This window comes from Streptomyces sp. NBC_01498 (assembly GCF_036327775.1).
In the GTDB taxonomy this organism is placed as follows: Bacteria; Actinomycetota; Actinomycetes; order Streptomycetales; family Streptomycetaceae; genus Streptomyces.
The window spans coordinates 5,741,485-5,756,830 of sequence record NZ_CP109598.1; the positions used below are offsets into that span (position 1 = coordinate 5,741,485).

Annotated in this window: 12 protein-coding genes and 1 pseudogene; all 13 read left to right on the forward strand. The window is 71.0% G+C overall.

Annotation, left to right across the window (positions count from 1 at the left end):
• The first annotated feature begins 45 nt into the window (after positions 1 to 45).
• The 13 genes and pseudogenes from rapZ to OG875_RS24510 all read left to right on the forward strand — a co-directional run bounded on the left by rapZ (position 46) and on the right by OG875_RS24510 (position 14,999).
• Positions 46 to 921, forward strand: coding sequence for an RNase adapter RapZ (rapZ, locus tag OG875_RS24450; RefSeq protein WP_330177892.1), 876 nt, complete (start codon positions 46 to 48; stop codon positions 919 to 921).
• Positions 918 to 1,952 (forward strand): gluconeogenesis factor YvcK family protein, encoded by a 1,035-nt coding sequence (locus tag OG875_RS24455; RefSeq protein ID WP_330176372.1) that lies wholly within the window; start codon positions 918 to 920, stop codon positions 1,950 to 1,952. The genes rapZ and OG875_RS24455 overlap by 4 nt, the downstream gene beginning before the upstream one ends.
• Positions 1,943 to 2,932 carry a DNA-binding protein WhiA gene (gene whiA, locus OG875_RS24460; protein WP_330176373.1) on the forward strand — a complete coding sequence of 330 codons (990 nt, stop codon included), beginning with the start codon at positions 1,943 to 1,945 and terminating at the stop codon, positions 2,930 to 2,932. The genes OG875_RS24455 and whiA overlap by 10 nt, the downstream gene beginning before the upstream one ends.
• Before the next feature lie 328 nt (positions 2,933 to 3,260).
• Positions 3,261 to 5,456: pseudogene (locus OG875_RS24465) on the forward strand (M14 family metallopeptidase); the annotation flags it as partial.
• Positions 5,457 to 5,783: 327 nt separating this feature from the next.
• Entirely contained in the window at positions 5,784 to 6,788 is a 1,005-nt protein-coding gene (gene gap / locus OG875_RS24470; RefSeq protein WP_330176374.1) for a type I glyceraldehyde-3-phosphate dehydrogenase, read from the forward strand.
• 164 nt (positions 6,789 to 6,952) lie between these two features.
• Complete coding sequence (locus tag OG875_RS24475; protein ID WP_330176375.1) at positions 6,953 to 8,164, forward strand: phosphoglycerate kinase; 1,212 nt, start codon at positions 6,953 to 6,955, stop codon at positions 8,162 to 8,164.
• Between the two features lie 7 nt (positions 8,165 to 8,171).
• The gene (gene tpiA, locus OG875_RS24480) at positions 8,172 to 8,972 is read left to right on the forward strand and encodes a triose-phosphate isomerase (protein WP_330176376.1); all 801 of its coding nucleotides are present in this window, start codon (positions 8,172 to 8,174) and stop codon (positions 8,970 to 8,972) included.
• 162 nt (positions 8,973 to 9,134) lie between these two features.
• On the forward strand, positions 9,135 to 9,371 hold the full coding sequence (gene secG, locus OG875_RS24485) for a preprotein translocase subunit SecG (RefSeq protein WP_063889525.1): 237 nt from the start codon (positions 9,135 to 9,137) through the stop codon (positions 9,369 to 9,371).
• 179 nt (positions 9,372 to 9,550) lie between these two features.
• A complete protein-coding gene (locus tag OG875_RS24490; RefSeq protein WP_330176377.1) occupies positions 9,551 to 9,886 on the forward strand; it encodes an RNA polymerase-binding protein RbpA in 336 nt (111 codons plus the stop codon).
• 109 nt (positions 9,887 to 9,995) lie between these two features.
• Positions 9,996 to 11,228, forward strand: coding sequence for an MFS transporter (locus tag OG875_RS24495; RefSeq protein ID WP_330176378.1), 1,233 nt, complete (start codon positions 9,996 to 9,998; stop codon positions 11,226 to 11,228).
• A 69-nt stretch (positions 11,229 to 11,297) separates the two neighbouring features.
• On the forward strand, positions 11,298 to 12,977 hold the full coding sequence (gene pgi / locus OG875_RS24500) for a glucose-6-phosphate isomerase (protein WP_330176379.1): 1,680 nt from the start codon (positions 11,298 to 11,300) through the stop codon (positions 12,975 to 12,977).
• Positions 12,978 to 12,981: 4 nt separating this feature from the next.
• A complete protein-coding gene (locus OG875_RS24505; protein WP_330176380.1) occupies positions 12,982 to 13,491 on the forward strand; it encodes a PH domain-containing protein in 510 nt (169 codons plus the stop codon).
• Positions 13,488 to 14,999: a PH domain-containing protein gene (locus OG875_RS24510; protein WP_330176381.1), complete on the forward strand. Its 1,512-nt coding sequence runs from the start codon at positions 13,488 to 13,490 to the stop codon at positions 14,997 to 14,999. Before OG875_RS24505 ends, OG875_RS24510 begins: the two co-directional genes overlap by 4 nt.
• The last annotated feature ends 347 nt before the right edge of the window (positions 15,000 to 15,346 follow it).

The following is a 15,346-nucleotide window of genomic DNA, read 5'->3' on the forward strand; positions in this document are numbered from 1 at the left end:
GAGCCCGGGAACGGCCGGGCGGCCGGGCCGGCCGCCCCCGAGGGGATGGTGCCCGAGCCCGCCATTCCCGAGCTGGTGATCATCTCCGGCATGTCGGGCGCGGGCCGCAGCACCGCCGCCAAGTGTCTGGAGGACCTCGGCTGGTTCGTGGTGGACAACCTGCCGCCCGCGCTGATCCCCACCATGGTCGAGCTCGGCGCCCGCTCCCAGGGCAACGTGGCCCGCATCGCGGTGGTGGTCGACGTCCGCGGACGCCGCTTCTTCGACAACCTCCGCGAGTCACTGGCCGACCTCGACGCCAAGCACGTCACCCGGCGGATCGTGTTCCTGGAGTCGTCCGACGAGGCACTGGTCCGCCGCTTCGAGTCCGTACGCCGCCCGCACCCCCTCCAGGGCGACGGCCGGATCGTGGACGGCATCGAGGCCGAGCGCGAACTGCTGCGCGAACTGCGCGGCGACGCCGACCTGGTCATCGACACCTCCAGCCTCAACGTCCACGAGCTGCGCGCCAAGATGGACGCCCAGTTCGCGGGCGACGAGGAGCCGGAGCTGCGGGCCACCGTCATGTCGTTCGGCTACAAGTACGGCCTGCCGGTCGACGCCGACCTGGTGGTCGACTGCCGCTTCCTGCCCAACCCGCACTGGGTCCCCGAGCTGCGCCCCTTCACCGGCCTCAACGAGGAGGTGTCCGGCTATGTCTTCAACCAGCCGGGCGCCAAGGAGTTCCTGGACCGCTACACGGAGCTGCTGGAGCTGATCGCCACCGGCTACCGCCGTGAGGGCAAGCGCTATGTCACCGTCGCCGTCGGCTGCACCGGCGGCAAGCACCGTTCCGTCGCCATGTCCGAGAAGCTCGGCGCCCGGCTGGCCGCGGAAGGCGTCGAGACCGTGGTCGTCCACCGGGACATGGGGCGCGAGTGACCGGACGCAACTTCCGGCTGCGACGGCTGCGCAGGACCACGCCGACGCTGTCCGGCCGGGGACGCGGCGCCCAGCCCAAGGTCGTCGCGCTCGGCGGCGGCATGGGACTGTCCGCGTCCCTGACGGCGCTGCGCCGGATCACCGGCGACCTCACCGCCGTCGTCACCGTCGCCGACGACGGCGGCTCCAGCGGCCGGCTCCGTGAGGAGCTGGGCGTGCTGCCGCCGGGGGATCTGCGCAAGGCGCTGGCGGCGCTCTGCGGCGACGACGACTGGGGCCAGACCTGGGCCCGGGTCATCCAGCACCGCTTCCAGTCCAAGGGCGACCTGCACGAGCACGCGGTCGGCAATCTGCTGATCGTCGCCCTGTGGGAACAGCTCGGCGACCATGTCCTCGCTCTGGACCTGGTCGGCAAGCTCCTCGGCGCCCACGGCAGGGTGCTGCCGATGTCCGCCGTGCCGCTGGAGCTCCAGGCGCTCGTACGGGGCCACGACCCGGACCGCCCGGACGACATCGACACCGTGCGGGGACAGGCCACCGTCGCCCTCACCCGCGGCGAGGTGCAGTCCGTGCATCTCGTGCCGAACGACCCGCCGGCCGTCCCCGAGGCCGTCGCCGCCGTCCTCGACGCGGACTGGGTGGTGCTCGGTCCCGGCTCCTGGTTCTCCTCCGTGATCCCCCATCTGCTGGTGCCCGAACTGCTGGACGCGCTCGTCGAGACGAAGGCCCGGCGGGTCCTCTCGCTGAACCTCGCGCCACAACCCGGTGAAACCGAAGGGTTCTCACCGCAGCGTCATTTGGAGGTTTTGGGACGACACGCCCCTAAACTCGCCCTGGACGTGGTGCTGGCCGACGAGGCCGCCGTGCCCGACAGCGAGTCACTCTCCGATGCCGCGCGACGGTTCGGTGCCGCGGTCGAGCTGGCTCCCGTGGCCCGGCCCGACGGACTTCCGAAGCACGACCCGGAGCTGTTGGCCGCCGCGTACGACCGTATTTTTCGGATGCATGGAAGGATCGGCCCATGGCGATGACGGCAGCGGTGAAGGACGAGATCGCCCGGCTCCCCGTCACCCGTACGTGCTGCAGGAAGGCCGAAGTCTCGGCGATTCTCCGGTTCGCGGGTGGTCTCCACCTGGTGAGCGGGCGCATTGTGATCGAGGCGGAGCTGGACACCAGCATCGCCGCGCGCCGGCTCCGCAAGGACATCCTGGAGATCTTCGGACACAACTCCGAACTGGTGGTGATGGCCCCCGGCGGCCTGCGCCGCGGCAGCCGCTACGTCGTGCGGGTGATCACCGGCGGTGATCAGCTGGCCCGTCAGACGGGTCTGGTCGACGGCCGGGGACGGCCGATCCGCGGTCTGCCCCCGCAGGTGGTCTCCGGCGCGACCTGCGACGCCGAGGCGGCCTGGCGGGGCGCGTTCCTCTCGCACGGCTCGCTCACCGAGCCGGGCCGCTCCTCCTCGCTGGAGGTGACCTGCCCGGGGCCCGAGGCGGCCCTCGCGCTGGTGGGCGCCGCCCGCAGACTCCAGATCCCGTCCAAGGCCCGTGAGGTGCGCGGGGTGGACCGGGTCGTCGTACGGGACGGGGACGCGATCGGGGCACTGCTGACGCGGCTCGGGGCGCATGAGTCGGTGCTGGCGTGGGAGGAGCGGCGGATGCGCCGCGAGGTCCGTGCCACGGCCAACCGGCTCGCCAACTTCGACGACGCCAATCTCCGCCGCTCGGCGCGCGCGGCCGTGGCGGCCGGTGCCCGGGTGCAGCGCGCCCTGGAGATTCTGGGCGACGAGGTGCCCGAACACCTCGCCGCCGCCGGGCGGTTGCGGATGGAGCACAAGCAGGCGTCGCTGGAGGAGCTGGGCGCGCTCGCCGACCCCGCGCTCACCAAGGACGCGGTGGCCGGACGGATCCGCCGGCTGCTGGCCATGGCGGACAAGAAGGCGCAGGACCTGGGGATTCCGGGGACCGAGTCGACGCTGTCGGAGGAGATGGCGGACGGGCTGGTCGGCTGAGAACGGCCGCCACCGTCCCGCGCTCCGCTTCGGACAGCACCGAAGAACAGCGCGACGAACCGCACCGAAGAAGCACCGGGAAGCACCGAAGACGGACCCGGGAAGCACCGAGAGCAGCACCCGAGAAACGCCACCGAAGCACCGTCGAAGAACAGCACGAGCGGAACGTCTCGTACCGCTGTACGTCAACCTCGCCGCTGCCGGTACCCCCACGGGTACCGGCAGCGGCGTTTTGCCGGGCCTTGAGGGGGTCTTGACATGGCCATGTGGGTTGAGGAGCCTGACGGCGTCCCGTCACGCCTGTGACGGATCACAGCAAGGGGGGCACATGAGACGTGGAGCGAGATCCATAGTCGCGGCGGGCGCGCTGTTGCTGAGCGGAATCACGGCAGCACCAGGAGCGTTCGCCGAGAGTTCCACCGAGAAGTCCCCTGCCGCGGCCGGGGACAGCGTGAAGGTCTTCGACGCTGGGGTCACCGCCGAGCAGGTGCCGCTGCTCCTCGCGGCCGGCCAGGACGCCCACGAGCTGGGTGAACAGGTGCCCGAGGGCGGTACCGCGAAGGTCCAGCTCTTCCTCACCGACGACGAGGCGCGCGGCCTGGAGGCCCAGGGCGTCGACGTCACCGAACGACAGGTGTCCGCCAAAGCGGAATCCCGGCTGAGGGCGGCCGGGGACGGTGTCTTCCGTCCGTACAGCGGCCCCGGAGGTCTCCAGGAGGAGATCGTCGAGACGGCCGCGGCCCACCCCGGACTCACCAAGGTCGTCTCCCTCGGCAAGACGGTCCAGGGCAAGGACATCCTGGCCCTCAAGCTCACCAAGGGCGCGGCCAGGAGCAAGGACGGCTCCAAGCCCTCCGTCCTCTACATGTCCAACCAGCACGCCCGGGAGTGGATCACCCCCGAGATGACGCGGCGGCTGATGCACCACTATCTGGACGGCTACGGCAAGGACCGGCGGATCACGAAGCTCGTCGACTCCACCGAGATGTGGTTCGTGCTCTCCGCCAACCCCGACGGCTACGACTGGACGCACGCCGCCGACGCCAACCGCCTCTGGCGCAAGAACCTCCGTGACGTCAACGCCGACGGAGTGACCGGCCGCGGCGACGGCATCGACCTCAACCGCAACTTCACCTACAAGTGGGGCTACGACAACGAGGGTTCGTCCCCGCAGCCGACCAGCGAGACCTACCGGGGCGCGTCCCCCGGCTCCGAGCCCGAGACCCGGGCGATCGACCGCCTCCAGAAGAGGATCGGCTTCGACTACGGCGTCAACTACCACTCCGCCGCCGAACTGCTGCTCTACGGCGTGGGCTGGCAGGTCGCCATGCCGACCCCCGACGACGTGCTCTACCGCTCGCTCGCCGGCACCCCGGAGAACTCCGCCGTTCCCGGCTACTACCCGCAGGTGTCCTCCGAGCTGTACACCACCAACGGCGAGGCCGACGGACACGGCGCGAACGTCAACGGGATCCTGATGTTCACCCCGGAGATGACCACCTGTGAGGTGGCGTCCGACAGCGTCCCCGACGACGCCTGGGTGGCGGACGACTGCCGCTCCGGCTTCAACTTCCCCGACGACGAGAAGCTGATCCAGGCGGAGTTCGCCAAGAACATCCCCTTCGCGCTCTCCGTCGCCGAGACCGCCGCCCACCCCGACCAGCCGAAGTCGTCGGTCGGCCTGAGCGCCCCCGACTTCACCCCCGACACCTTCACCACCTCCCACGCGCGCGGCGCCGACCAGGAGGTCGCCGTCACCGCCCGCAAGTCGGTGCGCGACAAGGAGCTGAACTACCGGATCAACGGCGGCCGTACGCACGACGAGACGCTCCGCGCCTGGAAGGGCGGGGAGACGTACGGCGGCGAGGACAACCTCTACTTCGACGAGTACCGCGCCGAGGTCGAGGACGCCGATCCGGGCGACCGCGTCGAGGTCTGGTTCACCGGCCGCACCAAGAGCGGCAAGCGCACCACCAGCGACCGCTTCACCTACACCGTCGCCGAGCGGCCCCGGGCCGACGTCCTCGTGGTCGCCGACGAGGGCGCCCCCACGCAGCACGCGCGGACCTATGTCGACGCCCTGCGGGCCAACGGCCGCAGCGCCGTCGTCTGGGACGTCGCCACCCAGGGCACACCGCACCACCTGGGTGTGCTCAGCCACTACTCCACCGTCGTCCACCACACCGGTGCCGTCGCCCCGAGCGGCGACACCCAGGTCGCCGTGCGTGACCACCTCAACGAGGGCGGCAAACTGATCGAGGCGGGCGAACAGGCGGGCGGCAACGCGCAGGTCGGCCGTACCCGTACGAATGACTTCAGCCAGTACTACCTCGGCGCGTACGGGCGGAGCTCCACGGCCGCCGCGACCGCCTTCACCGGCGCCGGTCCGCTCCTCGGAACGTCGGGACCGCTCGCCGCGGCGACCGGCAACCCGCTGGACGCGGCCGGTACGTACACCGTCACCTCCTCCGTCCTCGCGCCGGACCTGTTCCCGCAGTTCGCCAGCGCGGCGGCGGGAACGTACGACACCGGCACGGGTGCGGCGGCCGTCACCACGAAGGACACCGTCCTGCTCGGCTTCGGACTGGAGCACGTCACCGGCGCGGAGCAGCGCGCGGCGCTGCTCGGAAAGGCACTGGGGGCCCTGAGGCGCTGACCGCGCCCGTACACCTGGCGTCAGCCCCGGCGGCGTCCCGTACCCCTACCGAGGGGTACGGGACGCCGCCCGCGCGTGGGGCCCCACTCGGTGTCACCGGGCCGTCCCGGGAGAGGTAGGGTCATAAGTGGTCGGGGACATCCCATACGCACTCGCCGGCGTCGAAACCCGGCGTACCAACGAGGAGATCGGTTCGTGACGATCCGCGTAGGCATCAACGGCTTTGGCCGCATCGGTCGTAGCTACTTCCGCGCGCTGCTCGAGCAGGGTGCCGACATCGAGATCGTGGCTGTCAACGACCTGGGTGACACCGCGACCACCGCGCATCTGCTGAAGTACGACACGGTGATGGGCCGCCTCAAGGCGGAGGTGAGCCACACCGCCGACACGATCACCGTGGACGGCAAGACGTTCAAGGTGCTCTCCGAGCGCAACCCGGCCGACATCCCCTGGGGTGAGCTGGGCGTCGACATCGTCATCGAGTCGACCGGCATCTTCACCAAGAAGGCCGACGCCGCGAAGCACCTCGCGGGCGGCGCCAAGAAGGTCCTCATCTCGGCTCCGGCCAAGGACGAGGACATCACCATCGTGATGGGCGTCAACCACGACAAGTACGACGCGGCCAGCCACCACGTCATCTCCAACGCCTCCTGCACCACCAACTGTGTGGCGCCGATGGCCAAGGTTCTCCTGGAGAACTTCGGCATCGTCAAGGGCATGATGACCACGGTCCACGCGTACACCAACGACCAGCGCATCCTGGACTTCCCGCACAAGGACCTGCGCCGCGCCCGTGCCGCCGCCGAGAACATCATTCCGACCACCACGGGTGCCGCGAAGGCGACCGCCCTGGTGATCCCGGAGCTGGAGGGCAAGCTCGACGGCATCGCGATGCGCGTCCCGGTCCCGACGGGCTCCGTCACCGACCTGGTCGTGGAGCTGGAGCGCGAGGTCACCAAGGACGAGGTCAACGCCGCGTTCCAGAAGGCGGCCGAGGGTCAGCTCAAGGGTCTGCTGGAGTACACCGAGGACCCGATCGTCTCCTCCGACATCGTGAACTGGCCGGCCTCCTGCACCTTCGACTCCTCCCTGACCATGGTCCAGGGCAAGAGCGTGAAGGTCATCGGCTGGTACGACAACGAGTGGGGCTACTCCAACCGTCTGGTCGACCTGACCACCTTCGTCGGCGACCGGCTCTGACAGCCGCGCTGGAGACAGGGCAACTCCCGATGTGAACGACAGGGCTCGTGCGGCGCGACGTGGCGCCGGCCGGGCCCTGTCGTCCGTGTGCCGCCTGTGCTCGCCCCGCTGTCCGCCCGTGCGCGTCACGGGCCGTGGAGCCGCTCCCAAGGAGTCACTGATACATGAAGACGATCGACGAACTTCTCGACGAAGGGGTCACCGGCAAGCGCGTCTTCGTCCGGGCCGACCTCAACGTGCCGCTCGACGGCACCACCATCACCGACGACGGCCGCATCCGCGCCGTGCTCCCGACCGTCTCCCGGCTCGCCGGGGCCGGCGCCCGGGTGATCGTGGCCTCCCACCTCGGCCGCCCGAAGGGCGCGCCGGACCCCGCCTTCTCGCTGGCCCCCGCCGCCGCGCGGCTCGGTGAACTCCTCGGCGCCGACGTCGCGTTCGCGACCGACACCGTCGGCGACTCCGCCAAGGCCGTCGTCGCCGCGCTCGGGGACGGACAGGTCGCCGTCGTGGAGAACCTGCGCTTCAACGCCGGGGAGACCTCGAAGGACGCCGCCGAGCGCGGCGCCTTCGCCGACCGGCTCGCCGAACTGGCCGACCTCTACGTGGGCGACGGCTTCGGCGCCGTCCACCGCGCGCACGCCTCGGTCGTCGACCTGCCGGCCCGGCTCCCGCACGCGGCGGGCGGTCTCATCGCCACCGAGGTCGGGGTGCTCAAGAAGCTCACCGAGAACGTCGCCCGGCCGTACGCGGTCGTCCTCGGCGGCGCCAAGGTCTCCGACAAGCTCGGCGTCATCGACCATCTGCTGGAGAAGGCCGACCGCATCCTGATCGGCGGCGGCATGGCGTACACCTTCCTCAAGGCCCAGGGTCACGAGGTCGGAGTCTCGCTGCTCCAGGAGGACCAGATCCCGGCCGTCCAGGAGTATCTGAAGCGCGCCGAGGAGCGGGGCGTGGAATTCGTCCTGCCGGTCGACGTCCTGGTCGCGTCCGCCTTCCCCGACCTGAAGACGAAGGCGCCCGCCCACCCGCAGACCGTCCCCGTCGACGCCATCCCCGCCGACGGGATGGGCCTGGACAACGGTCCGGAGACCAACCGGCTGTACGCGGCGAAGCTCGCCGACGCGGCCACCGTCTTCTGGAACGGCCCCATGGGCGTCTTCGAGCACCCCGACTACGCCGAGGGCACCCGGGCCGTCGCCCAGGCCCTGATCGACTCCGACGCCTTCACGGTCGTCGGCGGTGGCGACTCCGCCGCCGCCGTCCGGATCCTCGGCTTCGACGAAACCGCATTCGGCCACATTTCGACCGGTGGCGGCGCCAGCCTCGAATATCTCGAAGGCAAGACGCTTCCCGGCCTCGCCGCTCTGGAGGACTGACCAACTGATGGCAGCTGACACCCCGACCGAGAAGACCGCCCGTACCCCGCTGATGGCGGGCAACTGGAAGATGAACCTCAACCACCTCGAGGCCATCGCGCACGTCCAGAAGCTCGCCTTCGCGCTGACCGACAAGGACCACGACGCGGTCGAGACGGCCGTCCTGGTGCCGTTCACCGACCTGCGCTCCGTGCAGACACTGGTCGACGGCGACAAGCTCAAGATCAAGTACGGCGCCCAGGACATCTCCCGGCACGACTCCGGCGCGTACACCGGCGAGGTCTCCGGGCCGATGCTGGCGAAGCTGAAGTGCGCGTATGTGGCCGTCGGCCACAGCGAGCGCCGGCAGTACCACGCCGAGACGGACGAGGTCTGCAACGCCAAGGTCAAGGCCGCGTACAAGCACGGGCTGACCCCCATCCTCTGCATCGGCGAGGGCCTGGACATCCGCAAGGCGGGCGAGCAGGTCCCGTACACGCTCGCGCAGCTCGACGGCGGTCTGAAGGACATCCCGGCCGACCAGGCCGAGTCGGTCGTGATCGCGTACGAGCCGGTGTGGGCCATCGGCACCGGCGAGGTCGCCACTCCTGAGGACGCCCAGGAGGTGTGCGGGGCGATCCGTGCCCGGCTCGGTGAGCTGTACTCGCCCGAGCTGGCCGAGCGGGTCCGTATCCAGTACGGCGGTTCGGTGAAGGCCGGGAACGTGGGTGCGATCATGGCGCAGCCGGACGTGGACGGCGCCCTGGTCGGCGGTGCGGCACTGGACGCCGAGGAGTTCGTCAAGATCGTCAGGTTCCGTGACCAGTAAGTAGGCGACCGCGCGGATCCGTCGTACCCTGACGGGGGCCGAGCGGGCATGCTCAGCTGTGCCGCCGGCCCCCGTTGTCCCTCGCAGTCTGTTCCGTCAGTCTGTGCGGTCCCGTTCAGTCCCGATTCAATTCGAGAGAATTCCGGAAAGTAGGGTCCAGCCGTGATTATGGGGTTCTCGATCGCCCTGATCGTCTTCAGCCTGCTGCTGATGCTGCTGGTGCTGATGCACAAGGGGAAGGGCGGCGGCCTCTCCGACATGTTCGGTGGCGGCATGCAGTCGTCCGTCGGTGGTTCCTCGGTCGCCGAGCGCAACCTCGACCGCATCACCATCGTGGTCGGTATGGGATGGTTCGCCTGCATTGTCGTGCTTGGCCTGCTGATGAAGCTGGACAACTGACCAGTCGTACGGTACGTCGCCCGGGGCGCGGCCTATCATGAGGCCCTGCGTCCCGGCGGTAAGGGTGTGACTCCGCTCACCGGACGCGTGTTTGGCCATACGTGGACGGGGCGCCCGACAGCGGAGCCGCCTCTCGACGCTTGATGCTTGCGGCACCATTCACGCAGGGAGTTACGACCGTGGCAAGTGGCAACGCGATCCGGGGAAGCCGGGTCGGAGCGGGGCCGATGGGCGAGGCCGAGCGTGGCGAGTCCGCGCCACGCGCGCGCATCTCCTTCTGGTGCTCCAACAGGCACGAGACGCAGCCGAGCTTCGCCAGTGACGCGCAGATCCCGGACATCTGGGACTGCCCCCGCTGCGGCTTCCCGGCCGGCCAGGACCCGGACAACCCGCCGGACCCGCCGCGCACCGAGCCCTACAAGACCCACCTCGCCTACGTACGCGAGCGGCGCACGGACGCGGACGGCGAAGCGATCCTCGCCGAGGCCCTCGCCAAACTGCGTGGCGAGATCTAGACACTGATCCGGCCGGACCCCCGAGGGGATCCGGCCGGAGCCGTCTTCGCGACCGCCCGTTGTCAGTGGCATCCCCTACGGTCCCCACAGGACGACCGAGGGGGACGAGGTGACCACACACGGGGTGACGGCCGGCACGGCGGTGACGGACACCGCACGGGCGCCCGCGTGGCGCGGCGGATTCGGGCGGCTCTGGAGCGCCGCGATCATCTCCCGGTTCGGCGACGGACTGCGCACCGCCGCGCTGCCGCTGCTCGCCGCCTCGCTCACCGACGACCCGCTGCTCATCGCCTCGGTGACGGCCTGCGGTTTTCTGCCCTGGCTGCTGTTCGGCCTGCTGGGCGGGGCCCTCGCCGACCGGGTGGACCAGCGCCGCGCGATGTGGACCGCCGACCTGCTGCGCGCCGCCCTGATGGCAGGCTTCGCACTCGCCGTGGCGCTGGACCTCGCCGGTATCGCGCTGCTCCTCGCCCTGGCGTTCCTGCTCACCACCGTCCAGACGCTTTTCGACAACGCCGCCACGGCCCTGCTGCCCGCCGTCGTCCCCCGATCCGCGCTCGCCGGTGCCAACGCCCGTCTCATGGCGGGCCAGCAGGTCGCCGGCGGCTTCCTGGGGGCTCCGCTGGTCCCCGCCCTGCTGGTCCTCGGCGCCTCCGCGCCGTTCACGGTCAACGCCGCCACGTATCTCGTCGGCGCGCTGCTCATCGCCTCCCTGCGGACGCGCGCACCGGACAGGGCCCCGAAAGCGGTCGGCGGCACCCTGCGGGCGGAGATGGCGGAGGGGATGCGCACCCTGTGGCGGGACGGCCCGCTCCGGGGCCTCGCCGTGGCGACAGCTCTGTCGAACGTCGGCATCGGTGCGCTGATCGCCACGCTGGTGCTGCACATCACCGGCTGGCTGGACGCGGGCAACAGCGGGTACGCGGCGGCCCTCACCGCGTACGGCGCCGCCAGTGTCGCGGGCGGACTCCTGGCACCCCGCCTCGCGCTCCGGATCGGCCGAATACGGAGCGTCCTCGTCGCGGGGATCGTCCAGACCTGCGCGCTCCTCGTACTCGGCACGGTCCGTGAACTGTGGGCGGCGATCGGTGTGATGGCGCTGTTCGGCGTGATGGGCATGGTCTGGAACGTGAACCAGGCGACGCTCGTGCAGGAGCGGAGCCCCGCCGGGATGCTGGGCCGCATCAGCTCCGCCTTCCGCACGCTCGCCGTCGCCGGGGCACCCCTCGGCGCGCTCCTCGGCGGTCTGGCCGCGAGCGCCTGGGGGCTGAACGCGCCCGCGCTGCTGGCGGCCGGAGCGTTCACGCTCGCCGTCGCCTCGCTGGGCGTTCTGATCAATTAGGTTGGGAGGGCAGCTGGGCACCGCACTCACGCAGGCAGTCACGTACGAGAAGAAGTGGGCTGAAGCAAGATGTCCGAGAACAAGGCAGAAGGCCGCGCCAGGCTCAACCGGACGCCCGAGTGGAGCGCACTGGGCACGCACCGCGAGCAGTTGGGGGAGACGAGCCTGCGCGAGCTGTTCGCCGAGGACCCGGCACGCGGCACCGGCTACACGCTCCGGGTCGGTGACCTCTATCTCGACTACTCCAAGCACCTGGTGACGGACGAGACGCTCACCCTCCTGCGCGACCTGGCCGCCGCCACGGGCGTCGCCGGGCTGCGCGACGCGATGTTCCGCGGCGAGAAGATCAACACCACCGAGGACCGGGCGGTGCTGCACACCGCCCTGCGCGCGCCGCGGGACGCCGTGGTCGAGGTCGACGGCGAGAACGTCGTACCGGGCGTGCACGCCGTCCTGGACAGGATGGCCGCCTTCGCCGACAAGGTCAGGGCCGGCGAATGGCTCGGCCACACGGGCCGCCCCGTCCGCAACATCGTCAACATCGGCATCGGCGGCTCCGACCTCGGCCCCGCGATGGCCTACGACGCGCTGAAGTCCTTCACCCACCGCGACCTGACAGTCCGTTTCGTGTCGAACGTCGACGGCGCCGACCTGCACGAGGCCGTCCGCGACCTGGACGCCGCCGAGACGCTGTTCGTCATCGCGTCCAAGACGTTCACCACCATCGAGACCATCACCAACGCCACCTCGGCCCGCAACTGGCTGCTGACCGAGCTCCAGTCCGACGAGGAGGCCGTCGCCAAGCACTTCGTGGCGCTCTCCACCAACGGCGACAAAGTCTCCGAGTTCGGTATCGACACGGCGAACATGTTCGAGTTCTGGGACTGGGTCGGCGGCCGCTACTCGTTCGACTCCGCCATCGGCCTCAGTCTGATGATCGCCATCGGCCCCGGCCACTTCCGCGAGATGCTCGACGGCTTCCACCTCGTCGACGAGCACTTCCGCACCGCGCCCCCGGAGTCCAACGCGCCGCTGCTCCTCGGCCTGTTGGGGATCTGGTACGGCTCCTTCTTCGACGCCCAGTCGCACGCCGTCCTGCCCTACAGCCACTATCTGTCCCGCTTCACGGCGTACCTCCAGCAGCTCGACATGGAGTCCAACGGCAAGTCGGTGAACCGGGACGGCGAGCCCGTGGACTGGCAGACCGGACCGGTCGTCTGGGGCACCCCCGGCACCAACGGGCAGCACGCCTACTATCAGTTGATCCACCAGGGCACGAAGGTCATCCCCGCCGACTTCATCGGCTTCGCCCGCCCGGTGGACGATCTGCCGCACCGCCTGGTCGCCCAGCACGACCTGCTGATGGCCAACTTCTTCGCGCAGACCCAGGCACTGGCCTTCGGCAGGACGCCGGACGAGGTGCGCGCCGAGGGCGTCCCCGACGCACTCGTCCCGCACAAGACGTTCCGGGGCAACCACCCCACCACCACGATCCTCGCGAAGTCCCTGACCCCCTCCGTACTCGGCCAGTTGATCGCGCTGTACGAGCACAAGGTCTTCGTCCAGGGCGCGGTGTGGAACATCGACTCCTTCGACCAGTGGGGCGTCGAACTCGGCAAGGTCCTCGCCAAGGAGATCGAGCCGGTCCTCACCCAGATCGACGGCGGCCGGGAGACCCCGGACACCACGCCGCTGGACGCCTCGACGGCCGAACTGGTCGCGAAGTACCGGGCGCTGCGGGGGCGTTGATCCGATGACCGAGGGGGAGCGGCAGCCCGGACGGACCCTCAGACCGCCCGGCAACACACTCGACGTGCGGGCGGTCGCCTGGTGGCGGACCCGCTGGCTGCTGCTCACCCTGGCACCGGTCGCGGTCCTCGGGATCCTGGGCGCGCTGATAGCCCCGGCCCGGACCTGGCTGCTGGCGCCGGCGGCCGTCCTCGCGGTGGTCGGCCTGGCCTGCGCGGTGTTCATGCCGCGGTGGTGGTTCCGGGTGCACCGCTGGGAGGTGACGGACGAGGCGGTCTACGTCCGTACCGGCTACTTCTGGCAGGAGTGGCGGATCGCGCCGATGTCCCGGATACAGACCGTGGACACCGTACGGGGGCCGCTGGAGCAGCTGTTCACGCTCTCCACCGTCGTCGTCACGACCGCCTCCGCGAAGGGCGCGATACGGATCGCGGGACTCGGCCACGAGCCGGCCGCCGAACTGGCCGAGCGGCTGACCCGGATCACGCAGGCGACGCCCGGGGACGCCACATGAGCACGGCCGCGCCGGTCCGCCCGGGGGAGGAGTGGCGCACCCTCGACAAGCGGACCCTGCTGGTGACGGCCGCCGTCATGGCGGGCGTCGTGACCGGCGCCGGGGTGCCCACCGTCCTCGGTCTCTCCGGCGGCACGGGACCCGGGCGGGCGCTCGCCTGGGTGCTGCCCCCGGCCCTGCTGCTGATGGCCGGCTCCATCGGCGCCGACTACATCCGCTGGCGCCGCACCCGCTACCGCATCGGCGCCGAGCGGGCCGAGCTGCACACCGGACTGCTCGTGGTCCGCCGCCGCTCACTGGCCCGCGAGCGGATCAGAAGCGTGGACCTGACGGCCAACCCGCTGCTGCGGATCCTCGGCCTGGTCAAGGTCCGGATCGGTACGGGGGAGCAGACCGGCGGCGCATCCACCCTGGAACTCGACCCGGTCACCCGCGCGGAGGGCGAGCGCCTCCGTACGGAACTGCTGGACCGGGTCCCGTCCGCCTCCGCTGCACACCCCGACGGCATGCTGGCCGCACTCGACCCGCGCTGGATCCGGTACGCGCCGCTCTCCTTCGTCGCACCGCTGCTCGGGGGGACTGCGGCGGGCGGGGTGATGCAGGTCAGCGACTGGTTCGGGGTCCAGAACGAGGTGATCGGGTGGATCGGCGACCGGTTCCGGGACACTGCGGTCCTCACGATGATCGTGGTCCTCGCCGTCGCGGCGCTCCTCGCGGGTGTCGTCGGCTCGCTCGGCCTCTGGATCGAGATGTGGTGGAACCACCGCCTGGAACGCGAGCCCGGCGGCACCCTGCGAGTCCGGCGCGGGCTTCTGACCTCGCGGTCCGTCTCCATCGAGGAGCGCAGGCTGCGGGGCGTGGAAGTGGTCGAGCCGCTGGGGGTGCGGCTGGTCGGGGCGGCGCGGGTCGACGCCGTCGCCACCGGGATCGCCCAGGACGACGAGGACGAACACACCGACCTGAAGACCCTGCTGCCCGCCGCGCCGAAGGCGGTCGCCGACGCGGTGGCCGCGCGGGTGCTGCGCGAGACGTCCGCGCCGACGAGTACGGCCGTACTGGTCCCGCACCCGCTCGCCGCGCGGGGGCGGCGGCTTCGCTGGGCGGTGGGCGCGGCCCTGGTACCGGTGGTTCCGCTGGTGGTCCTCGGGCTGCTGGTGACGGAGGTGCTGCTCGTGGTCGCCGCGGTGTCTGCGGCGGTGCTGGTGCCGGTGGCGGTGCTGGGGGCACTCGACGCGTACCGGAACCTCGGCCACGGGCTGAGCGGGGACTACCTGGTGGCCCGGTCCGGGACGGTGCGGCGGTCCACGGTGGCGCTCCAGCGGGGCGGGGTGATCGGCTGGACGGTGAAGCAGTCGTACTTCCAGCGGCGGGCCGGGTTGGTGACGGTCGTGGCGACGACGGCGGCGGGGGCGGGGGCGTACGCGGTGCCTGACGCGGCGGTGGGGGAGGGGCTGGGCTTCGCGGCGGAGGCGGTACCGGGGCTGCTGGGGCCGTTCCTGGAGGGGTAGGGGGTGCGGGGGTGTTGGAGCCGGGGGTGGGGGCGGTGCGGGGGTTCGTGGGGGTGGGGGTGGGGGTGGCGCCTGCGGCGGGCCTGTTCCCCTCCCCGCCCCTTCCCGAAACCGGGGTGCCGCCCCGGACCCCGCTCCTCAATCGCCGGAGGGGCTGAACGCGGCCCCCGCCCCGGACTCCGCGCTCCTCAGACGCCGGAGGGGCTGACATGCCCTGGCTCCTCAGGGCGGCGGACAGACTGAGGTGACCGCGCTCCTCAAGCGCCGGAGAGGCTGGAAGCGGTCCCCGTCCCTCGGACAGCGGCGAGGCTGAGGCGCCAGCGCTCCTCAATCGCCGGAGAGGCTGA